The 22,966-nt window shown below is 52.0% G+C and carries 31 protein-coding genes, 4 tRNA genes and 2 pseudogenes; 34 read left to right on the forward strand and 3 right to left on the reverse strand.

Translation table 11 applies throughout. The features are described from left to right. The first annotated feature begins 9 nt into the window (after nt 1-9). The 10 genes and pseudogenes from C1192_RS02655 (at nt 10) to C1192_RS02695 (ending at nt 4,869) form a co-directional block, all read left to right on the forward strand. Complete coding sequence (locus C1192_RS02655) at nt 10-888, forward strand: ATP-binding protein (protein WP_038356003.1); 879 nt, start codon at nt 10-12, stop codon at nt 886-888. Beyond that, on the forward strand, nt 885-2,276 hold the full coding sequence (locus C1192_RS02660; RefSeq protein WP_038356002.1) for a replicative DNA helicase: 1,392 nt from the start codon (nt 885-887) through the stop codon (nt 2,274-2,276). The genes C1192_RS02655 and C1192_RS02660 overlap by 4 nt, the downstream gene beginning before the upstream one ends. After that, nucleotides 2,273-2,530, forward strand: a complete 258-nt coding sequence (locus C1192_RS02665; protein WP_162183434.1) for a hypothetical protein — start codon at nt 2,273-2,275, stop codon at nt 2,528-2,530. The genes C1192_RS02660 and C1192_RS02665 overlap by 4 nt, the downstream gene beginning before the upstream one ends. Continuing rightward, nucleotides 2,530-2,835 (forward strand): annotated as a pseudogene (locus C1192_RS25385) (RusA family crossover junction endodeoxyribonuclease); the annotation flags it as partial. The gene C1192_RS02665 and the pseudogene C1192_RS25385, both read left to right, overlap by 1 nt. Then, a complete protein-coding gene (locus C1192_RS02670) occupies nt 2,815-3,489 on the forward strand; it encodes a bacteriophage antitermination protein Q (RefSeq protein WP_173405935.1) in 675 nt (224 codons plus the stop codon). The pseudogene C1192_RS25385 and the gene C1192_RS02670, both read left to right, overlap by 21 nt. Before the next feature lie 230 nt (nt 3,490-3,719). After that, a complete protein-coding gene (locus C1192_RS02675; RefSeq protein WP_038356001.1) occupies nt 3,720-4,433 on the forward strand; it encodes an STM1630 family protein in 714 nt (237 codons plus the stop codon). 126 nt (nt 4,434-4,559) lie between these two features. Beyond that, nucleotides 4,560-4,635: transfer RNA gene (locus C1192_RS02680), tRNA-Ile, on the forward strand. A gap of 1 nt (nt 4,636) precedes the next feature. After that, nucleotides 4,637-4,713, forward strand: a tRNA-Lys gene (locus C1192_RS02685). Nucleotides 4,714-4,715: 2 nt separating this feature from the next. Further along, nucleotides 4,716-4,791, forward strand: a tRNA-Thr gene (locus C1192_RS02690). Nucleotides 4,792-4,794: 3 nt separating this feature from the next. Continuing rightward, nucleotides 4,795-4,869 (forward strand) — tRNA-Gly (locus C1192_RS02695). 545 nt (nt 4,870-5,414) lie between these two features. On the opposite strand, the gene C1192_RS02705 is transcribed toward C1192_RS02695, so the two are convergent. The 3 genes from C1192_RS02705 to tnpA are packed head-to-tail and all read right to left on the reverse strand — an operon-like array spanning nt 5,415 to nt 8,030. Further along, nucleotides 5,415-6,986, reverse strand: coding sequence for an IS66-like element ISCro1 family transposase (locus C1192_RS02705; RefSeq protein WP_103194767.1), 1,572 nt, complete (start codon nt 6,984-6,986; stop codon nt 5,415-5,417). A 19-nt stretch (nt 6,987-7,005) separates the two neighbouring features. Further along, nucleotides 7,006-7,353: an IS66 family insertion sequence element accessory protein TnpB gene (tnpB, locus tag C1192_RS02710; protein WP_069906977.1), complete on the reverse strand. Its 348-nt coding sequence runs from the start codon at nt 7,351-7,353 to the stop codon at nt 7,006-7,008. Beyond that, nucleotides 7,353-8,030: an IS66-like element accessory protein TnpA gene (gene tnpA, locus C1192_RS02715; protein WP_001339397.1), complete on the reverse strand. Its 678-nt coding sequence runs from the start codon at nt 8,028-8,030 to the stop codon at nt 7,353-7,355. The genes tnpB and tnpA overlap by 1 nt, the downstream gene beginning before the upstream one ends. A gap of 217 nt (nt 8,031-8,247) precedes the next feature. Here tnpA and C1192_RS02725 point away from each other — a divergent pair, with 217 nt between their 5' ends. The 24 genes and pseudogenes from C1192_RS02725 to C1192_RS02835 all read left to right on the forward strand — a co-directional run bounded on the left by C1192_RS02725 (nt 8,248) and on the right by C1192_RS02835 (nt 22,963). After that, the gene (locus C1192_RS02725; protein ID WP_038354735.1) at nt 8,248-8,673 is read left to right on the forward strand and encodes a tellurite resistance TerB family protein; all 426 of its coding nucleotides are present in this window, start codon (nt 8,248-8,250) and stop codon (nt 8,671-8,673) included. Next, nucleotides 8,670-8,822: a DUF3927 family protein gene (locus C1192_RS02730; RefSeq protein ID WP_000833645.1), complete on the forward strand. Its 153-nt coding sequence runs from the start codon at nt 8,670-8,672 to the stop codon at nt 8,820-8,822. Before C1192_RS02725 ends, C1192_RS02730 begins: the two co-directional genes overlap by 4 nt. An 89-nt stretch (nt 8,823-8,911) precedes the next feature. Further along, entirely contained in the window at nt 8,912-9,304 is a 393-nt protein-coding gene (locus C1192_RS02735) for a putative holin (protein ID WP_023568492.1), read from the forward strand. After that, the gene (locus tag C1192_RS02740) at nt 9,294-9,569 is read left to right on the forward strand and encodes a phage holin family protein (protein ID WP_038354736.1); all 276 of its coding nucleotides are present in this window, start codon (nt 9,294-9,296) and stop codon (nt 9,567-9,569) included. Before C1192_RS02735 ends, C1192_RS02740 begins: the two co-directional genes overlap by 11 nt. Nucleotides 9,570-9,571: 2 nt before the next feature. Beyond that, nucleotides 9,572-9,949 carry a M15 family metallopeptidase gene (locus C1192_RS02745; protein ID WP_038354737.1) on the forward strand — a complete coding sequence of 126 codons (378 nt, stop codon included), beginning with the start codon at nt 9,572-9,574 and terminating at the stop codon, nt 9,947-9,949. Nucleotides 9,950-9,990: 41 nt separating this feature from the next. Continuing rightward, nucleotides 9,991-10,173: a hypothetical protein gene (locus C1192_RS02750; protein ID WP_038354738.1), complete on the forward strand. Its 183-nt coding sequence runs from the start codon at nt 9,991-9,993 to the stop codon at nt 10,171-10,173. Nucleotides 10,174-10,185: 12 nt separating this feature from the next. Then, on the forward strand, nt 10,186-10,314 hold the full coding sequence (locus C1192_RS25580) for a hypothetical protein (RefSeq protein ID WP_256734124.1): 129 nt from the start codon (nt 10,186-10,188) through the stop codon (nt 10,312-10,314). A 114-nt stretch (nt 10,315-10,428) separates the two neighbouring features. Then, nucleotides 10,429-10,725, forward strand: coding sequence for a hypothetical protein (locus C1192_RS02755; RefSeq protein WP_038354739.1), 297 nt, complete (start codon nt 10,429-10,431; stop codon nt 10,723-10,725). Nucleotides 10,726-10,745: 20 nt separating this feature from the next. Next, nucleotides 10,746-11,087, forward strand: a complete 342-nt coding sequence (locus C1192_RS02760; protein WP_038354740.1) for an HNH endonuclease — start codon at nt 10,746-10,748, stop codon at nt 11,085-11,087. 155 nt (nt 11,088-11,242) lie between these two features. Further along, nucleotides 11,243-11,725, forward strand: coding sequence for a phage terminase small subunit P27 family (locus C1192_RS02765; RefSeq protein ID WP_038354741.1), 483 nt, complete (start codon nt 11,243-11,245; stop codon nt 11,723-11,725). Next, on the forward strand, nt 11,725-13,482 hold the full coding sequence (locus C1192_RS02770) for a terminase large subunit (protein WP_038354742.1): 1,758 nt from the start codon (nt 11,725-11,727) through the stop codon (nt 13,480-13,482). The genes C1192_RS02765 and C1192_RS02770 overlap by 1 nt, the downstream gene beginning before the upstream one ends. An 11-nt stretch (nt 13,483-13,493) precedes the next feature. Further along, nucleotides 13,494-13,676, forward strand: coding sequence for a hypothetical protein (locus C1192_RS02775; protein WP_038354743.1), 183 nt, complete (start codon nt 13,494-13,496; stop codon nt 13,674-13,676). Beyond that, nucleotides 13,676-14,917, forward strand: coding sequence for a phage portal protein (locus C1192_RS02780; RefSeq protein WP_038354744.1), 1,242 nt, complete (start codon nt 13,676-13,678; stop codon nt 14,915-14,917). Before C1192_RS02775 ends, C1192_RS02780 begins: the two co-directional genes overlap by 1 nt. Continuing rightward, the gene (locus tag C1192_RS02785) at nt 14,895-15,545 is read left to right on the forward strand and encodes an HK97 family phage prohead protease (protein WP_038354745.1); all 651 of its coding nucleotides are present in this window, start codon (nt 14,895-14,897) and stop codon (nt 15,543-15,545) included. Before C1192_RS02780 ends, C1192_RS02785 begins: the two co-directional genes overlap by 23 nt. Nucleotides 15,546-15,556: 11 nt before the next feature. Then, on the forward strand, nt 15,557-16,783 hold the full coding sequence (locus C1192_RS02790) for a phage major capsid protein (RefSeq protein WP_101958038.1): 1,227 nt from the start codon (nt 15,557-15,559) through the stop codon (nt 16,781-16,783). A gap of 45 nt (nt 16,784-16,828) precedes the next feature. Continuing rightward, on the forward strand, nt 16,829-17,152 hold the full coding sequence (locus C1192_RS02795) for a head-tail connector protein (protein WP_038354747.1): 324 nt from the start codon (nt 16,829-16,831) through the stop codon (nt 17,150-17,152). Beyond that, nucleotides 17,149-17,565, forward strand: coding sequence for a phage head closure protein (locus C1192_RS02800; RefSeq protein ID WP_038354748.1), 417 nt, complete (start codon nt 17,149-17,151; stop codon nt 17,563-17,565). The genes C1192_RS02795 and C1192_RS02800 overlap by 4 nt, the downstream gene beginning before the upstream one ends. After that, on the forward strand, nt 17,531-18,055 hold the full coding sequence (locus C1192_RS02805; protein WP_038354749.1) for a hypothetical protein: 525 nt from the start codon (nt 17,531-17,533) through the stop codon (nt 18,053-18,055). The genes C1192_RS02800 and C1192_RS02805 overlap by 35 nt, the downstream gene beginning before the upstream one ends. Then, on the forward strand, nt 18,052-18,615 hold the full coding sequence (locus C1192_RS02810) for a phage tail terminator protein (protein ID WP_038354750.1): 564 nt from the start codon (nt 18,052-18,054) through the stop codon (nt 18,613-18,615). The genes C1192_RS02805 and C1192_RS02810 overlap by 4 nt, the downstream gene beginning before the upstream one ends. Before the next feature lie 9 nt (nt 18,616-18,624). After that, the gene (locus tag C1192_RS02815; RefSeq protein ID WP_052463004.1) at nt 18,625-18,786 is read left to right on the forward strand and encodes a DUF2635 domain-containing protein; all 162 of its coding nucleotides are present in this window, start codon (nt 18,625-18,627) and stop codon (nt 18,784-18,786) included. Then, on the forward strand, nt 18,783-20,279 hold the full coding sequence (locus C1192_RS02820) for a phage tail sheath subtilisin-like domain-containing protein (protein ID WP_038354751.1): 1,497 nt from the start codon (nt 18,783-18,785) through the stop codon (nt 20,277-20,279). The genes C1192_RS02815 and C1192_RS02820 overlap by 4 nt, the downstream gene beginning before the upstream one ends. Further along, a complete protein-coding gene (locus C1192_RS02825) occupies nt 20,279-20,635 on the forward strand; it encodes a phage tail tube protein (RefSeq protein ID WP_001062340.1) in 357 nt (118 codons plus the stop codon). Before C1192_RS02820 ends, C1192_RS02825 begins: the two co-directional genes overlap by 1 nt. After that, entirely contained in the window at nt 20,635-20,964 is a 330-nt protein-coding gene (locus C1192_RS02830) for a phage tail assembly protein (protein WP_038354752.1), read from the forward strand. The genes C1192_RS02825 and C1192_RS02830 overlap by 1 nt, the downstream gene beginning before the upstream one ends. A gap of 84 nt (nt 20,965-21,048) precedes the next feature. Next, nucleotides 21,049-22,963 (forward strand): annotated as a pseudogene (locus tag C1192_RS02835) (phage tail tape measure protein). The last annotated feature ends 3 nt before the right edge of the window (nt 22,964-22,966 follow it).

The raw sequence follows: 22,966 nt of genomic DNA on the forward strand, positions 1-22,966 counted from the left end.
GTGACAGCGATGATGACGTTTGGTCAGCATGAAAAACAATCAAGACTGCAGGCGCAAATGGATGAGCTCCAGGCAGAGCTGGCATTTGCGAAGACAGGGGAAAAACCGTGGCCTTACCGCGCCTGCCGGGAAGCAGAAGGCGCAGGATGCTGCGAAAAACACGGCGAATACAACACGCATATCCTGGAATGGGACGAGCGACATGGTGAGACAGCCTTAAAAATCTCCCGCTGTCCGGAGTGTCTGGCGGATGAGATTAGCGTGACACATCGGGCGTTAGTGGCGCTGAAAGCCGATGCTCTGATTGAAAGCGCGGGCATTGCCTTCCGGTTTCGCGACTGTGAGTTTGAAAACTATCTGGAAATTAATCCTGACGCAGCCAGGAATCTTGCAGCCTGCCGCCGCTACGCGGAGAACTGGGAGGATGTACTGGAAAAAGGTACCAGCCTTGTTATGACCGGCAGCTGCGGTACCGGAAAAAATCATCTGGCTGTGGCAATGGCAAAACACATCATCCGTCACCACCTTGCCAGTGTGGAGATCACTGATGTGATGCGGCTTACCCGCGCAGTGAAAAACTGCTGGCGGAACGACAGTGAAAAAACAGCGGATGAGGTCATCGAGCATTATGCGTCACTGGATTTGCTGATCATCGACGAGGTAGGTGTTCAGTTTGGTAGTGCGGCTGAAATGGCAATTCTTCAGGAAATCATCAATGCGCGTTACGAAAGCGTTTTACCGACAATTTTGATCAGCAACCTTTCTCCGGAAGAGTTGTGGGTGTTCATCAGTCCCCGAATTGCCGACAGGGTCACGGATGGCGGTCGGAACTGGTTGTCGTTCAACTGGCCAAGTTACCGTGCACATATCGGAGGTGTGGCCGCATGACAACTCCTGTCTGGCGTAACGATGACCTGGAAGGTGCTGTCATCGGCGCGTTCTTTCTGCGTGGGGCAGATCATGAAGTGATGGGTATTCTGACCACACTGCCAGCGGACGTTTTTTCTGTACGAGCGTACCGGGATATCTACACAGGCATCTGCCGACAGGCCCGTGTTTCCGGTGTGATTGATCCTGTGCTGTTGTGTAATGAGATGCCGGAACTTGCTCCGGTGATTACTGACACCGGGCGCAAAACCTGGGTGAAGTCTTCACTGGAGCACTATGTTGCAGCGTTGCGGCGCAATGCTGCATTGCGCGATGCAGAAAAAACACTGAATGAGGCGCTGCAGAAATTACGTGATGCGCATACCTGTGAAGCAGCTGAAGATGCCCTGAAGGATGCGCAGAATATGATGGCCTCATTGTCGACGGAAAAGGGCGTTATTCAGCCGGTACATATTGATGATGTGCTTCCGGAAGTGGTTGAGCGTGTTGAATGCCGGAATCAGGGACTGGAGAAATCCAGGACACTGATGACCGGTATTGATGAACTGGACGCAAAAACAGGCGGCATGGAACCCGGCGACCTGGTATTTATTGCGGCTCGTCCGTCAATGGGCAAAACCGAACTGGCGCTGGATATCATCGACAAGGTGACTGAACAGGGGCACGGCGTTCTCCTGTTCACAATGGAAATGGCGAACATCCAGATTGGTGAACGCATGGTATCTGCGGCTGGAGGAATGCCGGTATCACGTCTTAAGTCTGTTGCCCGTTTTGAAGATGAAGACTGGGCGCGTTTCTCCCAAGGTGTGGGACGGATGACCGGGCGTAATATCTGGATGGTGGACCAGGCGAACCTGACCATTGACGAGATATGCGCAACAACGAAACACCACCTGATTAAACATCCGGAAACGGCGCTGGTGGTGGTTGATTATCTCGGACTGATAAAAACCCGAACTATGGGGCGTCATGACCTTGCCGTTGGTGAAATCTCAAAGGGGCTTAAAGGCCTGGCAAAATCCGGTGGTTTTCCGTTGATTGCGCTGAGTCAGCTTTCCCGTGGTGTGGAGTCCAGGCCCAATAAACGACCTATGAACTCAGACCTGAAAAATTCCGGAGAAATAGAGGCGGATGCAGACATCATTCTGATGCTTTACAGGGATGAAGTGTACAACCCGGATACGCAGGCCAGGGGTATCGCAGAAATCAATATCACGAAACAACGTAACGGTTCTCTGGGGACGATTTACCGGCGTTTTTATAACGGACATTTTCTGCCCGTAGACCAGGAAAGCGCACAGCTTCTTTCCACCCCAATGCGGCCATCCCAGCCGCGCAGATACAGCAACAAACGAACTGACAGCAGTAAGATGGAGCGTTTCTTTTGAACAACCAGACCATGACTTTTACGCCCGAACAATTGCGTAAACAGGCACAGGAAATGTTGCGACAGGCGGAACAACTGGAAAAAACAGGTATAACAAAAGATGCCATTCGTCGGGATATGGTTCCAGCACTCAGGGAACTGATGCAGGCTAAACACCGTGCACAAAAAGCGGTGGATGAGCTGGTGGACTGTGTGGCAGAGCTGGAAATCAAAGTCGGAAAGTTTGAAAAATTGGTGCAGGAGGTACTGCGCTGATGCTTCATGAGTTTGTTTTGCCTTACCCGCCGACAGTGAACACTTACTGGCGACGTCGTGGCAGCACATATTTTGTATCAAAAGCCGGTGAGCGTTATCGTCGGGATGTGGCACTTATTGTTCGCCAGCAGCGACTGAAATTAAACCTGTCTGGAAGGCTGGCGATAAAAATTATTGCAGAGCCACCGGATAAGCGCCGCCGCGACCTGGACAATATCCTGAAGGCACCACTGGATGCACTGACGCATGCGGGGCTGATTATCGACGACGAGCAGTTTGATGAAATTAATATTGTGCGTGAGCAGCTCATTATCGCTACCGCTGATTTGAGTGGGGCAACAAAAGGTCAGCTTGAAGCCTGGCAAGAGAATGTCATGTTCGATACAGGGCGTTACAGGCGAAAAAAAATCCGGTACCGCGATGAAGTGACTGGAAAAATGATAACGCGGGATAATCCACCAATCCCGGGGAAGCAATCGCTGGCGAAGGGGACGTCAATTCCTCTGGTCAGTCCGGTTGAGTTTTCGACATCATCGTGGCGGCGGGCTGTTCTGTCTCTTGAAGAACATCATAAAGCCTGGTTGTTGTGGTGTTACAGCGGGAGTATTTGTTGGGAATATCAGATCGCGATAACACAGTGGGCGTGGAATGAATTTAATACTCAATCCGGTACCAGAAAAATTGCAGGGAAAACGCAGGAACGCCTGAAGAAATTAATCTGGCTAGCGGCGCAGGCAGTAAAAGCAGAACTTTTTGGTGGGGAAGGTTATGAATACCAGGATCTGGCATTACTGGCGGGAGTGACAACTAAAAACTGGTCCAAAACATTTACTCGTCACTGGGTTGCAATGAAACACATTTTTCACCGACTGGATAGTGAGGCTTTATTGTTTGTAATGAGAACACGTTCAAAACAAAAGGCGGCATTTTCAAAGCAAAGTGTTGCAAAAGTAGATTGAAAGGCATATATTTCATGCAAATCTGATATTTTGCCGATTTTGTACGTGATGGCAAAAGCAAGCACAACCCGCCGCCGAGCGGGTTTTTTATACCCGAAAAAGACACAGAACATTAAATGTGATGGCGATTGTGCTATGAGTTTTTCCTGCTATGAAGCTTCTTGACTAAATGGAGCTTCATTTGTTATGCAATGTGTTGTTATGTTTTTTGGGTTGTTAATGGTGTTGCTATGGATGACAGTACTCTGCTCAGGCACTCTTCACTTTTTGTTGCTTATATGGGCTGTCTTGGGTGGGGGAGCGCTTACTTCTATGGCTGGGGAACTTCCTTTTACTATGGTTTCCCATGGTGGGTTGTTGGGGCTGGTGTCGATGATGTGGCCAGGAGCCTTTTTTATGCTGTTACAGTCATTGTTATATTCCTGATTGGATGGGGAACAGGTGTTTTTTTCTTCCTGGGGATCAAACAAAAAAATAATGTGCAGGATCTGAGTTTTATCAGACTTTTTCTGGCGATATTGTTGCTTTTTGTTCCGCCTGCTCTGGAGTTTTCAGTAATTCATCGACACGTTGCGCCAGATGCACTGGTTTTATGCGTTATTGCTGCCTTAATAATTACGTTTTTTGTCAGGTCAGGAAGAAGACTTATTTCAGTAAAATTTTTTTCGGACATGTCTTTTATTCGCCATCACTGGATTGAGTGTATGATGGCTGGGTTCATGATCTATTTCTGGGGATTTTCACTTATTGCCGGTTGGTACAAGCCCCAGTTTAAGAATGAATATCAGATGATTCGCTATGAGAGTGTCTGGTATTACGTTCTTGCACGCTATGATGATCGGCTGATATTGTCGGAATCGTACAGTAATGGGAGTTCTACATTCGTTATACTTAATAGCGGGCAGATTGATGACTTCAAAATTAATGTGGTCAGAGTACGTTAATATTGCCTGAGTAACTTTTTGTTGGCTGCTCATACTTTTTACCATGTATGAAGCAGATACAGGATTGAATCAGGTGTGTGGGGGGGTATTGCAGAGCTGAACTGGCATATGTATTATTTCGCGCCCGGCCCTTTAGCTTAGTGGTGAGAGCGAGCGACTCATAATCGCCAGGTTGCTGGTTCAAATCCAGCAAGGGCCACCAACCGCCACTAGCTCATCAGGAAAGAGCGTCAACCCTTTAAGTTGAGTGTGCGAGGTTCGAGTCCCCGGTGGCGGTCCAGTGCCGACTTAGCTCAGTAGGTAGAGCAACTGACTTGTAATCAGTAGGTCACCAGTTCGATTCCGGTAGTCGGCACCATATGCGGGTATCGTATAATGGCTATTACCTCAGCCTTCCAAGCTGATGATGCGGGTTCGATTCCCGCTACCCGCTCCAGCAGAGGACGATAGATACTAGGTTGCGTTAGGCACTGACACATTTTATGTGGGGCGTTTTTCCTGACTCCTTACCACATCCTGTTCTGTAATGAATATTATTTATTACAGCGCCAGTGCTATTTTTTTACAATAGTGGAATGATGCATTATCGGTGGAGATTTTGTATTTCCTGGCAGGTTCGGTGATGCATCATCCCGATGTTGTAAACATCGCTAAACGTGACATTGAGATTAATCATATACTAATCAAAATCTGGTAATACATCCTTAACCGCCGTGCCAGGCGGTTTTTTTTATTCTCAATTCGAAAAAAAGAAAACACGGACACCGATAATGTCCGTGCGGCAATGCCATGTAAGTCAGCGATGAATATGGCGCAAAAAAAGGGCGCGGCTGTCGGATTAAAGCCGCGGGACAAAGTCCATGAAGAATCATAAGTATCTGTCTCCTCCAGGAGACGAGTTGATATTACTAAGCTTTAAAAATGGTTTAAATCCTCAGATTAACCTTAATTGTAAGCGGCTCGTCAGAACCGTATTGATATTTACTGAGAGCTCAGATCAACTTTCCAGGGCAACAGATCGCGTACCCGGTTTGCCGGCCAGTCCTGGATATGTTCAATGACGTAACGCAGCCACTTTTCTGGCTCCACATTGTTCAGACGGCATGTGCCGATCAGCGAGTACAACACCGCCGCATGTTCACCACCGCTGTCGGAACCCGCGAACATCCAGTTTTTCCGGCCTACGGCCACTCCCCGTAAGGCGTTCTCTGCGATGTTGTTGTCGATTTCCACCCAGCCATTACTGCAGTACACGTTCAGTGCATCCCACTGTTTCAGCAGGTATGCGAACGCTTTTGCCGTATCTGAGTGACGCGACAGTGTTTTCATCTGTTGCTGTATCCAGTCATACAGTGACTGCATCAGTGGCGCGGCTCTGGCTTTTCTTGCCGCCAGACGCTGTTCTGCTGAACAGCCCCGGACCTCTGCCTCGATAGCATACAGTTCACCGATACGCTGCAGGGCTTCCGTGGTGATGTCGGTGGGCGCTCTTGCATGCACATCGTGGATTTTTCTCCGGGCATGAGCCATACACGCGGCTTCCGTTATTCTGCCGGATTCGTATAACACCCGGTAACCACCGTAAGCATCGGCCTGAAGCACACCGCTGTAACCGGCCAGGTGATTTTGTGGATGGATACCTTTCCGGTCCGGACTGTACGCGAACCAGACCGCCGGGGGCATCTGTGAACCGGCGTTGCGGTCATCACGGACGTAGACCCACAGCCGGGCTGTCCGGGTTTTACCGCTGCCCGGCTCCTGGACCGGGACGGGGATATCATCGGCATGGACTTTACCGGGCATCAGCACATACTGGCGCAGGACGTCATACAGCGGCTCCAGCAGTTCAGCAACGGCACCGGTCCAGCGCCCCAGTGTGGCACGGCTCAGCTCCACTCCCTGACGACGGTATATTTCTGACTGGCGGTATAACGGCAGATGGTCTGCATATTTCCCGGTGACAACATGGGCCAGAAGCCCCGCTCCGGCATAACTGCGTGCAATGGGTTTTGAAGGTACTGGTGCCTGCACGATATGGTCGCACCGGCAACAGGCCAGTTTCGGACGTTGTGTTTCGATAACCTTAAAGGCGCTGCTGATAAGCTCCAGTTGCTCTGACACATCACATCCCAGAGAACTGAGTTCACCACCACAGGCAGGACAGCATTCCTCTTCCGGCCGGATAACCCGGGTTTCACGGGGAAGTGAGGCCGGTAACGGTTTACGGGCTGAAGACTGGCGCAGGGCGGATGGCAGTACCGGGTCATATTGCTCACCCAGCGTTTCCGCCATTTCTTCCTGAAGTGCGCTGATTCGCTCCTGAGCTTCCTGTATCTGCCGTTCGGTTTTTGCACGAAGTTTTTCTGAGCTTTTACCGAACTGCATACGTTGCAGTTTCGCAACCAGCGCCTTCAGCCGGTTGATTTCGGAAGCATAAGCCGCCACCCGCTGTGAGAGCAGGCGGTTGTATTCAGCCATCTGGCGGATGGTGTCCTGTTGCGTCTGCAACAGTGCCCGCAGGCGGGCGTTCTCATGAGCAAGTGAGGTGTCCATATCCTCACTTTACAACGGGTTATATGCGGATTCCAGCGCGTTCCGTTCGTTTCGGGTGCTTCCAGTTGATACCTTCAGGAAGCATGGATAACTGAGCCGGAGTAAGGTGCACCTTGCCGTCACGGGTGACTGGCCAGACGAAGCGGCCCCGCTCCAGGCGTTTGGTGAAGAGGCACAGTCCGTCACTGTCAGCCCACAACACTTTTATCTGGTCACCCCGGCGTCCGCGGAAGATGAACAGGTGTCCGGAGAACGGGTCATCCTTCAGGACGTTCTGAACTTTTGATGCCAGGCCGTTAAAGCCATTCCGCATGTCGGTGATACCGGCAACCAGCCAGATACGCGAACCGGCAGGGAGAGATATCATCAGTGGCTGCTCCCTTTTATTTCGCGGATAAGTGTCTGTAATAACGCCGGCGTCAGTTTACCTTTAAGCCTGAGAGTTCCGGCCGGCAGAACCAGCTCACAACACAGACTGTCGGACGGTGTATTTATCTGCTCTGGTTCCTGTGCGGGGGCCGGGATTTTATTATCCGGCTCCGGCGTTAACGTCACGGGAAGCAGTGCCGGCATATTTTTTCCGGAAGGCAGCAGGCCACCTTTCCGGTATTGATGGCGCCAGTTGAAGAGCAGGTTATCGTTGATTCCGTTTTCCCGGGCGATCTGCGCCACACAGGCTCCGGGCTGCAGTGACTGCTCCACTAAGGCGATTTTAAACTCATAAGGGAAGTTGGGCCGCCGGGGACGTTTTTTTACCACGGGGGCTTCGGATATAACGGTGCTTTCAGGACGTACGACTGGTACCGTGGAAAATTGTCCGTAAAGGCAGGCATCAAGTTCCTGCTCCGACATGCCTGCGGGCAAAGGCCACGAAAGGCCAGCTCTCCGAAAGCGCACGAACATACTACAAACTGTTGATTTTGGTACACCCAGGCGACGCCCGGCCACAACCCGGGGTAAATGTTCTTCAAAGTGAAGACGTAAAGCTTCAGTGATCCAGGTCCGGTGTTTCATACGATAGTGTCCATTAAAAATGATGGACATTATTTTTGTAGAGCCGGAGGAAACAGACCAGACGGTTTAAATGAGCCGGTTACCCTTAATTTCAGGTAAGTCTTATTTCATTTCTTTGCGCCACGCCCGGCGCACATCAAAAACCACAGAGCCTTTCAGGGGTGAGCTTACGGGATGGTCAGTGTGACTTTCTCTGTGGGCTGGTCACCCCCGGGCGGAGGCTCACCCACTAAAAGGAAAAGTCACGATGTTTGGTATTTTCAAAAAGAAAACCCGCAAGGCCATTACTGAAGTAAAGAAAATGGAGAACCGCGATGCGGTGGAGGCGACCGTCTGGGGTGCGTATTCCATTGCATACGCTGACGGCACCTGTGACGCGAAAGAAATCGCGGTACTGGAGAAAACCATTGCAGCACTTCCTGCCTTTGCGCCGTTCTCCGGTGAGATTGCACAAATGAGTGCAAATATCCGCGCCCGTTATGAAGCGTCGCCGCGCTCTGCCAATGCTGAAGCCCTTCGCCAGCTGGCTGATGTTGCCGGTACTGATGACGCAGTTAATGTGCTGTGCCTGTGTCTGGATATCGCTGACCAGGATGGCATTGATCCGGATGAAGAAGCACAGCTCAAGAAAATTGCTCAGGCGCTTCAGCTACCGCTGGAGCAGTACCTGTGAAAAGTGCGCGCCTTGTGCTGGCTGCCATCCTGCTGTTTCTGGTAGTGGCGGTGGATTTCACCGGACGGCTGATGTCGGTGCTGGCAGATGGTGTGCTGGTGGCGATGGCGCTGGTCGTGCTCCGGCCTTTACTGCGCAAATCTGAATAACACCACACAAAAGGCATCTGCGGGTGCCTTTGACGGGGTGTTTTTTACGGGCCGCTGGTGGCCCTTTTTTATTTACAGGAGAAAAAAGTATGTCTGAACCCTTATCCGGTTCCGGCACGGCTGCGGCGCTCGGCGGGGCGACGGTATTCGGGCTGTTTACCGGAACGGATTTCGGGATTGTGTTTGGTGCGTTCGCCGGGGCGTTATTTGTGGCAACAATGCCGCAGGCGCTTTCAGCCTGGCGTGTGGCGGCGCATTTTCTGGTGTCGTTCATTATCGGTGTGCTGGGCGCAGAGGTTCTGGCATCCTGGCTGGTAAAGCATACAGGGTTTGACGGAGCGCCTGTCGACGCATTGTGTGCAGTGCTGGTGTCAGTGGTGTCGGTGAAGATTCTGTCGTTCATCCACCAGCAGGATATCGCATCACTGGTGTCCGGTCTGTTCTCCCGCCTGAGGGGCGGAGGAGGCGGTAATGTTAAATGACCTTCCCGGATTGCTGAATGTGGCGTTATGCACGGTTATCGTGCTGACGCTCTTTTTTTATCGTCGTCGTGATTCCAGACATAAACCGCTGATGTCATGGCTGGCCTGGCTGCTGATGCTGCTTTATGCCTTTGCACCACTCAGCTATCTGTGCGGTCGCCCGTTAGCGGCGAACTGGCTGGCGGTGGGGCTTAATCTGCTGTTCTGCGTGCTGGTGATTCGCGCACGCGGGAACGTTTCAAAAATCCTTTCATTCCGGAGGTGAGCATGTCGGGTAAATTCAGATTCAGTCGTCGTAGCGAAAAAAATCTGGAGGGCGTCAAACCACAGCTGGTTGCCGTTGTTCGCCGTGCGCTGGAGCTGACGGAGGTTGATTTCGGTATTACGGAAGGCCTGCGCACGAAGGAACGCCAGAAACAGCTGGTTGCTGAAGGAAAAAGCCAGACCATGAACAGCCGCCACCTGACCGGTGATGCGGTGGATGTTGTGGCCTACATTGGCAGCCAGGTATCATGGGACTGGCCTCTGTACGAGAAAATCGCGCAGGCATTTAAGCGGGCTGCCGCAGAGCTGGGAACTGCCATCGAATGGGGCGGCGACTGGAAAACACTGAAAGACGGGCCTCACTTTCAGTTGAAACGCTGATAACCAGGTGGGTTATGAGCAGAAAACACTGGACACACAGAATGCCGCGAACGGCGGCGAAATGGGCGCTGGTAGCGATACTGGTGCCTTTTTTATTGGTGGGATGCGTCAGCCTGGATAAGGCGCGCCAGCTTTTCGACACAGCTTCTCAGGTCTGTGAAATTGTCGACGGTGTTCGGCAGTGTCTGCAGAACTGCTCACTGACATCCCGCATCTATATTTAAGAGGGTAGATTAATGAAGAAGAAAAAGAATCTAAATAAAAAAGATGCTGCATCAGCAAATGCAATAGCTGGCACTCAACTTAATTTAGAATGGTTCGAGAAGGTAAATTCTGAATTGTTGGCGCTGTTTGATAAGACGTGAAATTGCCGGAAGGCGCAGTTATTACTGAGTAACAGGCATTACAGCAGCCCTTCTGTGTGAGGGGCTGCGATAATGCTGTTGGCCTGAATATCTCCATTGAAAACAGGAGGCGAAATGTCTGAGCGAAACTATGAAGCGATTGGACGCTGCGTTGTTCTGCGAAAGCGTATTGAAGAAAATCTTTGCGCGCTGCAAAAAATAAAATCGGAAATTGTTTCTGCTGATTCTCCATTTTTATTGGATGGGCGGTTGTGTGGGAGTCATTCACTGGTGCTGAGCATAGAAACGAATGCAAATCGCTGCCGTGAATTGCTTGATGAAACAATGCAGCTTGTCAGTGAACATAATCAGTACGCTGTGGCGGCGGGACTGAATGCAATACATGTTATCCCCGAGAGAGAAACGTTTTAATCGCTGGAGAATGAAATTCCATGCCATCACGAATCCCCCGCGCATGCCGTAAGCGAGGCTGCGCAGGCACCACGACAGACAGCTCTGGCTACTGCGATAAACATCGTGGTGAAGGCTGGGTGCAGCACCAGCGCGGACTGAGCCGCCACCAGCGTGGCTATGGCTCAAAATGGACGGTGATTCGTGCCCGTATTCTGAAGCGCGATAAAGGTCTGTGTCAGTTGTGTCTGCGTGTCGGTGTGGTGAGCGAGGCGAAAACTGTCGACCACATCATCCCGAAAGCGCATGGCGGAACAGACGCAGACAGCAACCTGCAGAGTCTGTGCTGGCCCTGCCACAAAGCGAAAACAGCGCGCGAATGAATCAAATGATAATTATTCTCACTTGTAGGGAGGGGCGGGTCAAATCCCTGCAGCCCTGGCTGTCCGGGACCGCCCGCCAATCCTTCTTCGCATCGCCGCAGGTTCGAAAACTTTTTTTGGGAATGTGATCAAACGATTGATAGGTAAAACCGATTATGTCAGGACCCCCGAAAACCCCGCCACGACTGCATTTGATACGAGGCAACCCCTCAAAGCGCCCCGTTAAAGACCCCAAAAAAACCGCTAAAAAGGACGAAAAAGGTCTCCCTAAAATTCCGCAACATTTAGGGGCGCAGGGGAAGTACTGGTTCAGGCGAATGGCGGAAGAGCTGAATGCGGAAGGGATCATTTCTCAGCTTGATGCGCGTGCACTCGAGTTACTGGTGGAAGCCTACACCGAATACCGGCATCACTGCGAAACACTCGATGCTGAGGGTTATACCTACCGCACGGAAACGCAGAACGGTGATGTGATGATCAAGGCACACCCGGCTGCGGCGATGAAGGCGGATGCCTGGAAGCGGATCCGGGCGATGCTTGCAGAGTTTGGTATGTCACCGGCAAGCCGGGCTAAAGTAAATACCGCCGGACCGGATGATGTTGATCCGCTGGCGGAGCTTTTAAAAGCGAGAGACTGATGGCAAAAGTGGCTGACGGGATCCGCTACGCCGAACGTGTTGTTGCAGGAGAAATTGTCGCTGGCGAATTTGTCCGTCTGGCCTGCCAGCGTTTTCTTGATGATCTGAAGTACGGCGAAGAGCGGGGGATTTATTTCAGTGAACCCCGTGCGCAGCACATCCTGAATTTCTACAAATTTGTGCCCCATGTAAAAGGGGCGCTGGCAGGTCAGCCCATTGAGTTGATGGACTGGCATGTTTTTATCCTCATTAATATTTTTGGTTTTGTCATTCCGCTGGTGAATGAAGAGACCGGGGAAGTTGTCATGCGCAGCGATGGCAGCGGACGCCCGGTGATGGTGCGCCGGTTCCGGACGGCGTACAACGAAGTCGCCCGTAAAAACGCAAAATCAACCCTGTCATCGGGTATCGGTCTGTATATGACGGGAGCAGATGGTGAAGGCGGGGCTGAGGTGTATTCAGCCGCAACCACGTGTGACCAGGCCAGAATCGTGTTTGAAGACGCCAAAAATATGGTCAGAAAAGCCCGGTCGACACTCGGGCGGTTGTTTGATTTCAACAAGCTGGCGATTTACCAGGAGCAGAGCGCATCAAAATTTGAACCGCTTTCCTCGGATGCAAACAACCTAGACGGTCTGAACATCCACTGCGCCATTATTGATGAGCTGCATGCACATAAAACCCGCGACGTGTGGGACGTTCTGGAAACTGCAACCGGTGCCCGTCTGCAGTCCCTGTTATTTGGTATCACTACGGCAGGCTTTAACAAGGAAGGGATTTGTTACGAGCAACGCGATTACGCCATCAAGGTATTGCGTGGCTATAACAGCGACGTGGAGGGCGCGGTAAAAGACGATTCCTACTTTGCGATTATTTACACGCTCGATGAGGGAGATGATCCGTTTGATGAAACGGTCTGGCAGAAAGCGAATCCGGGCCTGGGCATCTGTAAACGCTGGGATGATCTGCGTCGTCTGGCGAAAAAAGCAAAGGAACAGGTCTCGGCGCGGGTGAATTTTTTCACAAAACACATGAATGTGTGGGTCACTGCCGAGTCTGCCTGGATGGACATGATTAAGTGGGAGAAGTGCGAATACATTGCTCCACAGCATGAGCTGAAAACGTATCCCATGTGGGTCGGCGTCGACCTTGCTCATAAGATTGATATCTGTGCGGCGGCAAAACTCTGGCGAACTGATAACGGACATGTTCATGCTGATTTTAAATTCTGGCTTCCGGAAGGGCGACTGGATCGGTGTTCACGGCAGCAGGCAGAACTTTACCGGAAGTGGGCGGAAATGGATAAGCTCATCCTGACAGATGGTGATGTTATCGATCATGCTCAGATAAAAAGTGATTTACTGGAATGGATTGGCGGTGAAAACCTGAGGGAACTGGGATTTGACCCGTGGAGCGCAATGCAGTTCAGTCTGGCGCTGGCTGAAGAAGGGATACCGCTGGTGGAAGTTCCGCAGACGGTCCGCAATCTGTCAGAGGCCATGAAGGAAACGGAATCACTGGTCTATGCCGGGCGTTTCCATCACAGCAATCACCCGGTTATGAACTGGATGATGTCTAACGTTACGGTGAAACCGGACAAAAACGACAATATCTTCCCGAATAAATCCACGCCGGAAGCCAAAATCGACGGCCCTGTTGCGATGTTTACAGCAATGAGCCGGATGCTGGTCAATGGCGGTGAACCGGAGCCGGATCTGTCTGAACACCTGATTAGTGTTGGTATCCGCTCGCTTTAACCGAGGGCATTATGTTTCTGATAATTCTCACGCCACTGGTGGGCGTGCTGGGGGCGCTTTTGCTGTCGTATGGCGCATGGCTGATTTATCCCCCGGCAGGTTTTGTTGTTGCCGGGGCGCTGTGCCTGTGCTGGTCGTGGCTGGTTGCGCGTTATCTCGAGCGCGGTCACCGGGTCGCTTCCGGAGGTGAGTAATGTTTTTCCAGGGGCTTTTTCAGCGCAAAAATAACACTCCCGTCACAACGCCCGGGATGCTTGCGGAAGAACTGGGATTGTCATACGACACCTATACCGGAAAGCGGATCAGTAGTCAGCGGGCCATGCGACTGACGGCGGTGTATTCCTGCGTCAGGGTGCTGGCGGAGCCTGTTGGTATGCTGCCCTGCAGCCTCTACAAAATCACCGGCACCCTTAAAACACGGGCGGTGGATGAACGACTGCATAAGCTGGTTTCAGCCAAACCCAATGGCTACATGACGCCGCAGGAATTCTGGGAGCTGGTTATCGTCTGCCTGTGTCTGCGGGGTAATTTTTACGCCTACAAGGTAAAGGCACTGGGGGAAGTGGTGGAGCTTCTTCCGATAGATCCGGGCTGTGTGGAACCGAAGCTGAACAGCCAGTGGCAGCCGGTTTATCAGGTGACGTTTCCGGATGGCTCCGTGGATGTGTTGACTCATGATGAAATCTGGCATGTGCGCACTCTGACGCTGGACGGACTGGTCGGGCTGAATCCCATTGCGTATGCGCGTGAGGCCATTTCACTGGCAGCGGCAACTGAGGAGCACGGCGCCAGGCTGTTTGGTAACGGCGCGGTGACATCCGGTGTGTTGCGTACGGATCAACAACTTTCTGATCAGGCTTATGCGCGTATCAAAAAGGACTTTGAGGAACGGCATGTCGGGCTGGGAAATTCTCATCGTCCGATGATTCTGGAAATGGGGCTGGACTGGAAAACGGTGGCACTGAATGCCGAGGACAGCCAGTTCCTGGAAACCCGCAAGTTTCAGCTGGAAGAAATCTGTCGCCTGTTCCGCGTGCCGCTGCATATGGTGCAGAACACCGATCGCGCCACCTTCAACAATATTGAAGAGCTGGGGCTTGGTTTCATTAACTATTCCCTTGTGCCGTATCTGACCCGTATTGAACAGCGGATCAATACAGGGCTGGTCAGGGAGAGCAAACAGGGGAAGTTTTACGCCAAATTTAATGCCGGAGCATTGTTGCGTGGCGACATGAAATCCCGGTTTGAAGCGTATGCCACGGGGATCAACTGGGGCATTTATTCCCCTAATGACTGCCGTGATCTGGAGGATATGAATCCCCGACCGGGCGGCGATGTGTATCTGACACCGATGAACATGACCACCAGTCCCTCTGCTGGCGATGACAACGGTAAGAAAAAGGAGAGTGGAGATGCAGACAAAACAGCGTCTTGATATACCGCTGAACCTGAAATCGGTCAGTGATTCCGGGGAATTTGAAGGTTACGGTTCTGTTTTTGGTGTTAAGGACAGCCACGATGATGTGGTGGTCCCCGGCGCCTTTACCACAACACTCCAGAAATGGAGCGAAAAAAAGGCGCTGCCTGCGTTGCTCTGGCAGCACCGCATGGATGAGCCCATCGGTGTGTACACCGAAATGAAAGAAGATGATGTCGGGCTTTATGTCAGGGGGCGATTACTCGTTGATGATGATCCCCTGGCAAAACGTGCACATGCCCATATGAAGGCCGGTTCTTTAACCGGCCTTTCTATTGGCTACATCCTGAAAGACTGGGAATACGACCGTGAAAAAGGGGTATTCCTGCTGAAAGAGATCGACCTGTGGGAGGTCAGTCTGGTGACGTTTCCTTCCAATGATGAGGCACGTATCAGTGATGTGAAAAATGCGCTGGCACGTGGGGAGATCCCTGATCAGAAAATCATTGAGCGGGTCCTGCGCGACGTTGGACTTTCGCGAACCCAGGCCAAAGCATTCATGGCCGGGGGATATGGCGCTTTATCCCTGCGTGATACTGAGGATGTGGATGCCGCACTGAATGCACTGAAAAATCTTAAATTTTAACCAGGAGAAAAATAATGGCTGATGTTAAAGATGTGGAACAGGTCGCGCAGGAGTTGCAGCGGAAGTTTGACGATTTTAAGGAAAAAAACGACAAACGTATCGACGCGATCGAGCAGGAAAAGGGAAAACTTGCTGGTGAAGTGGAAACCCTCAACGGAAAGCTGGCTGAGCTGGAAAATCTCAAAAACGATCTTGAGGCTGAACTGGCTGAAGTCAAGCGTCCGGCAGGCGGCACGCAAAATAAAGTTGCCGGTGAACATAAAGAAGCGTTTATCGGTTTTATGCGCAAGGGGCGTGAAGACGGCCTGCGTGAGCTTGAGCGTAAGGCGCTGCAGGTGGGCAATGATGAGGATGGTGGTTATGCCATTCCGGAAGAACTGGATCGCACCATTCTGACGCTGCTGAAAGATGAGGTGGTGATGCGCCAGGAGGCCACAGTGATCACCCTTGGGGGCTCGGATTATAAAAAACTGGTGAATCTGGGCGGCACAACGTCCGGATGGGTGGGGGAAACGGAAGCTCGTCCGGAAACCGCCACCTCAAAACTGGGTCTGATTGAACCCTTTATGGGGGAAATCTACGGCAACCCGCAGGCCACCCAGAAAATGCTCGATGACGCTTTCTTCAATGTGGAAGCCTGGAGCAACAGTGAGCTGGCGATGGAGTTTGCCGAACAGGAAGAAATTGCCTTTACCAGTGGCGACGGCAGCAAAAAACCAAAAGGTTTTCTGGCTTATGAGTCCACCGATGAAGATGACAAGACCCGTGCGTTTGGCAAACTTCAGCACATTGCTTCCGGTGCGGCTTCTGGCGTGACCGCCGATGCGATCATTAAACTGATTTACACCCTGCGCAAGGCGCACCGCAGCGGCGCGAAGTTCATGATGAACAACAGCAGCCTGTTTGCCATTCGTCTGCTGAAGGATAACGACGGAAATTATCTGTGGCGTCCGGGTATTGAGCTGGGTCAGCCTTCTTCTCTGGCAGGGTATGGCATCGTTGAGAATGAGCACATGCCGGATATTGCCGCCGATGCAAAAGCCATTGCGTTTGGTAACTTCAAACGTGGCTATACCATCGTTGACCGCATCGGTACCCGTATCCTGCGCGATCCGTACACCAACAAACCGTTCGTGGGTTTTTATACCACCAAGCGAACCGGCGGTATGCTGGTGGATTCTCAGGCGATTAAGCTGATGAAAATTGGGGCTGCAACCCGCCAGAAAGCCGCTGCGTAATGCGGTTTTTTTGTGCCCGCGTAATGGCGGGCACAGGAGGAAAATATGCTCCTGAAAGAAGAGGAAATTAAATCTCACCTCCGGCTCGATGATGGTTTGTACAGTGACGGCGATTTTCTGAAATTGCTGGCACAGGTGGTACAGAAAAGAACAGAGACATACCTGAACAGGAAGTTGTATGCACCGGAAGAGACGATTCCGGAAGACGATCCTGACGGGATGCATCTGACTGATGATGTTCGTCTGGCAATGCTGATGCTGGTCAGTCATTTTTATGAAAATCGCTCAACGATCACCGATGTGGAGAAACTGGAAACGCCAATGAGTTTCAGATGGCTTGCTGGCCCTTACAGGATTGTCCCGCTATGAAAATCAGGCAAAGTCAGACCAGTGTCACTTACCTTTTACCGGATTCCGGAGAGCTGAATCGCCGGATAAAGATCCGCCTTCGTGTGGATGAACCCACCGCTGATTTTGGTACGGAGCCAACGTATCCGGAGTCGTTTGATGTCTGGGCAAAGGTGGCTCAGCCAGGCGCTGCCGCTTATCAGGGCTCAGTGCAGACAGAAAATATCGTTACGCATTATTTTACGATCCGTTTCCGGCACGACATCACGGCAGATCACGAAGTGGTTTATTACGGTCAGGAGTACCGGATCCGGCGAATACGCGACCTGAACGGTCAGCGGCGTTTTTTATTACTGGAATGTGAAGAACTGCGTACAGCGCGACGACGGGGTGAATGCCATGAATCAGACAGCATTTTTACACGTCGACTTTAAACAACCAAAGGAGCTGGAGTTTAATCGCGCCCGTTTGCGTCGGGCGTTTGTGCAAATCGGGCGCGTTTACATGCGTGACGCCAGACGTCTGGTGATTAAACGCGGGCGTTCTGGCCCGGGAGAGAACCCGGGGTATCAGACCGGGCGTCTGGCCCGCTCCATCGGTTATTACGTTCCCAAAAAAACGACGCGTCGCCCCGGACTGATGGTGAAAATTTCCCCTGACCAGAAAAACGGGCAGGGGAATCGTCGCCTCCCTGAAGGCGCCCCCTGGTATCCGGCATTTCTGTATTACGGTGTTCGCCATTCAGCGTATGGAATGGATAAAAAGGATAAGCGGCAGAAGAAGCACCATTCTTCGGGTTTCCGGCTGGCCCCGCGTAATAACTTTATGGCTGACGTTATTGAGCGGCGGCGTCACTGGACGCAGGAACTGTTGTCCCGTGAACTGCAGCGTTCGTTACGTCCGGTAAAAAGGAAGCATAAATGAAACTGACAACGATAATTGCGGCGTTGCGTGAGCGATGCCCGCGTTTTGAGGAGCGTGTTGGTGGCGCAGCACAGTTTAAGGCGATCCCTGATGCCGGAAAACTTCGCCTGCCTGCTGCCTATGTGGTTCCCTCTGACGATGCGCCGGGGGAGCAAAAATCCCAGACCGATTACTGGCAGGATTTGACCGAAGGCTTTTCCGTGATTGTGGTGCTCAGCAATGAGCGTGATGAAAAAGGGCAGTGGGCAGCGTATGACGCCGTCCATGATGTCCGGGGCGAACTCTGGAAAGCCCTGCTTGGATGGATGCCGGATCCGCAGGGGGGCGAGATTGTTTATGCTGGTGGCACTCTGCTTGATTTGAACCGTTACGAACTGTATTACCAGTTTGATTTTACGGCGAAGTATGAAATCACGGAAGAAGATACGCGACAGGCAGAGGACGTGAATGCCCTGCCGGATTTATCCCTGCTGAGTATTGATGTGGATTACATCGATCCTGGTACTGGCCCGGATGGTGACATTGAGCACCATCTGGAAATGCGTTTCCCTCAGAAATAAGAGTCCCTCATGTTTGTGAAACCCCTGAAAGGGCGGTCGGTTCCTGACCCTGCCCGTGGAGACCTTTTGCCTTCTGACGGGCGAAATGTGGAAGAAAGCAGCTACTGGCTCCGCCGTATAGCGGCGGGTGATGTGGCACGTGTTAAACAGGATAAGGCTAAAGAATCATGACAATAAGTTTTAGTGCTGTTCCGTCGGATACGCTGGTGCCGTTGTTCTACGCCGAGATGGACAATTCTGCGGCAAATACAGCGGTGACCAGCGCGCCTGCATTACTGATTGGGCATGCCAGCAACGATGCCGCCATTGAGGTTAACAGCCTGGTGCTGATGCCGTCGGCAGATTATGCCCGTCAGATTTGTGGGGCCGGGAGCCAGCTGGCGCGTATGGTTGACGTCTACCGTCAGACAGATCCTTTCGGTGAACTGTATGTTATTGCAGTACCGGAAGCCAGAGGGGCGGCGGCGACGGTCAGGGTGACAGTTACCGGAGAAGCAGAGGAAAGCGGCACCCTGAGCCTGTATGTCGGGCGTTCCCGTGTACAGGTGCCTGTGGTGAATGGCGATGATGCCACTGCGGTTGCCACCGCGATTAAGGAAGCGGTAAACGGGGTTATCACCCTGCCGTTTGCGGCGTCATCTGATGCAGGTGTGGTGACGCTGACTGCCCGCCATAAGGGGCTGTATGGTAACGAGTTGCCTGTCTGCCTGAATTATTATGGTTCTGGTGGTGGTGAGATTCTGCCTGCGGGGCTTCAGGTCGTGACGGAAGCCGGAACTGCGGGCAGTGGAGCGCCTGATCTTACCGCCGCTGTTGCTGCTATGGGCGATGAGGCATTCGACTTTATCGGCCTGCCGTTCAACGATGCCGCCTCCATCAATATGATGATGACCGAAATGAATGACAGCAGCGGTCGCTGGAGTTATGCGCGCCAGTTATACGGGCATGTCTATACCGCAAAACTGGGAACGCTGTCAGAGCTGGTTGATGCCGGAGATACGCATAATCAGCAGCATATCACGCTTGCCGGTTACGAAAAAGAAACCCAGTCGCCTGTCGATGAACTGGTTGCCAGTCGCCTTGCCCGTGAAGCGGTATTTATCCGCAATGACCCGGCCCGTCCGACACAGACGGGGGAACTGGTGGGGATGCTTCCGGCACCGAAAGGTAAGCGATTCATCATGACAGAGCAGCAGACCCTTTTATCTCACGGCGTGGCGACGGCTTATGTGGAAGGCGGCACGTTGCGGATCCAGCGTTCCGTAACCACCTACAAAAAGAATGCATATGGCGTGGCAGACAACAGCTATCTGGACAGTGAAACACTGCATACCAGCGCATACGTTCTTCGCAAACTGAAATCGGTCATCACAAGCAAGTACGGACGCCACAAGCTGGCAAATGATGGTACCCGTTTTGGTCCGGGGCAGGCGATTGTTACTCCTGCCGTTATCAAAGGGGAGCTTCTGGCGACATATCGTCAGATGGAGCGTGCCGGTATTGTGGAAAATTACGATCTGTTTAAACAGTATCTGACAGTTGAGCGTGATGCGGATAACCCGAACCGACTGAACACGCTGTTCCCGCCGGATTATGTTAACCAGTTACGTGTCTTTGCGGTGGTTAACCAGTTCCGTCTCCAGTATTCAGAGGAGTCAGCATAATGGCAAAGATCGCCGGAACCTGTTTTTTTAAAGTGGATGGTCAGCAGTTATCGCTGACAGGTGGCATTGAAGTGCCGATGAACACCAATGTCCGGGATGATGTTGTCGGCATGGCAGGGGATGTGGATTACAAGGAGACCTGGCGGTCACCTTACGTTAAAGGCACGTTTAAAGTGCCCAAAAATTTTCCGGTCGACAAAATTACCACCTCAGATCAGATGACGATTACTGCCGAGCTGGCAAACGGCATGGTGTATGTGCTTTCGGCGGCATGGCTGCACGGCGAAGCAAACCATAATGCCGAAGAAGGTACGGCAGATCTTGAATTCCACGGCGAAGAGGGAGGATATCAGTAATGAGCGTGACAGAAATTGTTTTAAAAAAACCGGTGACAGCGCATAACGAAATGCTGCATGTGCTGGAGTTGCGCGAGCCCACGTATGACGAAATCGAGGCGCTGGGTTTTCCTTTCATTATTTCCGGTGAAGGCAGTATTAAACTGGACAGCCAGGTGGCACTGAAATATATCCCGTTGCTGGCGGGGATCCCGCGTTCATCGGCGGCGCAGATGGCAAAACTGGATATTTTTAAGACCAGCATGCAGATCCTGCGTTTTTTTACCCAGTCGGAGACGGGAAGCACCTCCGGAAACGACTCTACAATGTTGCCTGGTTCTGGAAACTGAATCCACTGGAGCTGCGACGGGTGGCTATTTCGCAGTTTACAGAACTGGAAGCCGAGGCCGTCCGCATTAACGAGGAGATGAAGCATGGCTGACAGTTTTCAGCTGAAGGCGATCATCACTGCCGTGGATAAGGTGTCGGCACCGCTGAAAGGGATGCAGCGCCAGCTGAAAGGCTTTAAAAAGGAGTTTGCCAGCCTGTCTCTGGGCGCAGCGGGTGCCGGAACCGCAGTACTGGGGGCGCTGGCGCTCCCGGTCAAATCTGCCATTGCCCTTGAATCAAAAATGGCGGATGTCCGGAAAGTGGTGGATGGTCTGGATACGCCGGAAGCGTTTAAGGCAATGACGGAACAGGTGCGCGACCTGTCAACAGAACTGCCTATGTCGGCGGAAGGTATCGCCGAAATCGTGGCGGCGGGTGGTCAGGCTGGCATAGCCCGTGACGAGCTGATGCAGTTTACTGACGACGCCGTGAAGATGGGGGTGGCCTTTGACACCACGGCAGAAGAATCCGGTCAGATGATGGCACAGTGGCGCACTGCCTTTAAACTGACACAGGGAGAGGTGGCAGGACTTGCGGACAAGATTAACTATCTTGGTAATACCGGTCCTGCAAGTGCGAAAAAGATTTCTGATGTTGTGACCCGTATTGGCCCTTTAGGCGGTGTTGCGGGTGTGGCCTCCGGAGAGATTGCCGCAATGGGGGCAACCATTGCCGGAATGGGGGGGGGAATCAGAAATTGCGGCGACGGGGATAAAGAATTTTATGCTGTCGCTGACAGCGGGGAATTCTGCCACCAAATCGCAGAAAAAAGCGCTTCGCCTGTTGCGCATTGACCCGAAAAAACTGGCGGCGGATATGCAGAAAGATGCCCGTGGGGCCATGCTGCACGTACTGGATTCTCTGGCGAAAGTGCCGAAAGAAAAACAGGCTGCTGTGCTGAATGCGCTGTTCGGGAAGGAATCTCTGGGAGCCATCGCACCGCTGCTCACGAATCTGGATTTGTTGCGAACCAATTTTAATCGTGTGGCGGATGCGCAGCAGTATGGCGGCTCAATGCAGAAAGAATATGCCGCCCGTGCCGCGACGACGGAAAACCAGTTGTTGCTGCTGCAGAACCAGATCAATGCGATTTCTTCCACGCTGGGGGAAACCTTCCTGCCTTCACTCAATGAAGGCATAAAAGAGATGAAGCCTTTTCTGGAAGAAGTGCGCACGTTTGTCAGAGAAAATCCTGAGGTCGTAAAAACCATCGCGAAAACTGGTGCGGCATTACTGACGATGGGCGTGGCGATTGGCACATTGACACGCATAACAAAAATCATGGGTATCGTGATGAATATGACGCCGGCAAAGGGATTAATTGCGCTTCTCGTCGGTGGTGCATATCTCATAATTGATAACTGGGAAACCGTTGGGCCGGTTATTAAAAATGTCTGGGAAGTCATTGATGGCACCGCCCAGGCTATGGGGGGATGGGAAACGATCCTTAAAGCTATCGCCATTTTTATGGCGACAAAGTGGGTCACCGATGTCACTAAATCAATCAGCATTGTGACGAAGGATATGCGCACACTCGGCAAGGTCACTGCCGCTACCGGATTGTTTGGTAAAGGCGGGGGCGTTATCGGAAAAGCCGGTGTATATGGGATGCTGGCTTCTATGATGTGGGAGCCCGTCGAAAATGCACTTGAATCAATTCTGCCTGAGGGCGATGTTAACTGGGCCAAGGATCATGGCATATATCTGGCCTCTGACTGGACCCCGTTTTTTAATCGAAAAAATTATGAGGAATACCAGGCATCCCTTAATCAGCCGCGTCAGTACAAACCGAATGTTCCTTTGCTTAATCCGGCGATATCGTCTGTGGCAGCACGTGGTGAAATCAAAGTCACGTTTGACAATGCGCCACAGGGAATGCGCGTTATCGATTTGCCGAAAACAGGCGATCCCTTTATGAAAATCACCCATGACGTTGGGTATTCACCTTTCAGGCGTTAATAA

Origin of the sequence: Escherichia marmotae, assembly GCF_002900365.1 — a bacterium.
Classification (GTDB): Bacteria; Pseudomonadota; Gammaproteobacteria; order Enterobacterales; family Enterobacteriaceae; genus Escherichia; species Escherichia marmotae.

Coding starts and splice junctions, on each gene's coding strand:
- C1192_RS02655 (WP_038356003.1), top strand. CDS start 10: ATGATGACGTTTGGTCAGCATGAAAAACAATCAAGACTGCAGGCGCAA.
- C1192_RS02660 (WP_038356002.1), top strand. CDS start 885: ATGACAACTCCTGTCTGGCGTAACGATGACCTGGAAGGTGCTGTCATC.
- C1192_RS02675 (WP_038356001.1), top strand. CDS start 3,720: ATGGATGACAGTACTCTGCTCAGGCACTCTTCACTTTTTGTTGCTTAT.
- C1192_RS02705 (WP_103194767.1), bottom strand. CDS start 6,986: ATGGACACCTCACTTGCTCATGAGAACGCCCGCCTGCGGGCACTGTTG.
- tnpB (WP_069906977.1), bottom strand. CDS start 7,353: ATGATATCTCTCCCTGCCGGTTCGCGTATCTGGCTGGTTGCCGGTATC.
- tnpA (WP_001339397.1), bottom strand. CDS start 8,030: ATGTCCATCATTTTTAATGGACACTATCGTATGAAACACCGGACCTGG.
- C1192_RS02725 (WP_038354735.1), top strand. CDS start 8,248: ATGTTTGGTATTTTCAAAAAGAAAACCCGCAAGGCCATTACTGAAGTA.
- C1192_RS02735 (WP_023568492.1), top strand. CDS start 8,912: ATGTCTGAACCCTTATCCGGTTCCGGCACGGCTGCGGCGCTCGGCGGG.
- C1192_RS02740 (WP_038354736.1), top strand. CDS start 9,294: ATGTTAAATGACCTTCCCGGATTGCTGAATGTGGCGTTATGCACGGTT.
- C1192_RS02745 (WP_038354737.1), top strand. CDS start 9,572: ATGTCGGGTAAATTCAGATTCAGTCGTCGTAGCGAAAAAAATCTGGAG.
- C1192_RS02750 (WP_038354738.1), top strand. CDS start 9,991: ATGCCGCGAACGGCGGCGAAATGGGCGCTGGTAGCGATACTGGTGCCT.
- C1192_RS25580 (WP_256734124.1), top strand. CDS start 10,186: ATGAAGAAGAAAAAGAATCTAAATAAAAAAGATGCTGCATCAGCAAAT.
- C1192_RS02755 (WP_038354739.1), top strand. CDS start 10,429: ATGTCTGAGCGAAACTATGAAGCGATTGGACGCTGCGTTGTTCTGCGA.
- C1192_RS02760 (WP_038354740.1), top strand. CDS start 10,746: ATGCCATCACGAATCCCCCGCGCATGCCGTAAGCGAGGCTGCGCAGGC.
- C1192_RS02765 (WP_038354741.1), top strand. CDS start 11,243: ATGTCAGGACCCCCGAAAACCCCGCCACGACTGCATTTGATACGAGGC.
- C1192_RS02770 (WP_038354742.1), top strand. CDS start 11,725: ATGGCAAAAGTGGCTGACGGGATCCGCTACGCCGAACGTGTTGTTGCA.
- C1192_RS02775 (WP_038354743.1), top strand. CDS start 13,494: ATGTTTCTGATAATTCTCACGCCACTGGTGGGCGTGCTGGGGGCGCTT.
- C1192_RS02780 (WP_038354744.1), top strand. CDS start 13,676: ATGTTTTTCCAGGGGCTTTTTCAGCGCAAAAATAACACTCCCGTCACA.
- C1192_RS02785 (WP_038354745.1), top strand. CDS start 14,895: ATGCAGACAAAACAGCGTCTTGATATACCGCTGAACCTGAAATCGGTC.
- C1192_RS02795 (WP_038354747.1), top strand. CDS start 16,829: ATGCTCCTGAAAGAAGAGGAAATTAAATCTCACCTCCGGCTCGATGAT.
- C1192_RS02800 (WP_038354748.1), top strand. CDS start 17,149: ATGAAAATCAGGCAAAGTCAGACCAGTGTCACTTACCTTTTACCGGAT.
- C1192_RS02805 (WP_038354749.1), top strand. CDS start 17,531: ATGAATCAGACAGCATTTTTACACGTCGACTTTAAACAACCAAAGGAG.
- C1192_RS02810 (WP_038354750.1), top strand. CDS start 18,052: ATGAAACTGACAACGATAATTGCGGCGTTGCGTGAGCGATGCCCGCGT.
- C1192_RS02815 (WP_052463004.1), top strand. CDS start 18,625: ATGTTTGTGAAACCCCTGAAAGGGCGGTCGGTTCCTGACCCTGCCCGT.
- C1192_RS02820 (WP_038354751.1), top strand. CDS start 18,783: ATGACAATAAGTTTTAGTGCTGTTCCGTCGGATACGCTGGTGCCGTTG.
- C1192_RS02825 (WP_001062340.1), top strand. CDS start 20,279: ATGGCAAAGATCGCCGGAACCTGTTTTTTTAAAGTGGATGGTCAGCAG.
- C1192_RS02830 (WP_038354752.1), top strand. CDS start 20,635: ATGAGCGTGACAGAAATTGTTTTAAAAAAACCGGTGACAGCGCATAAC.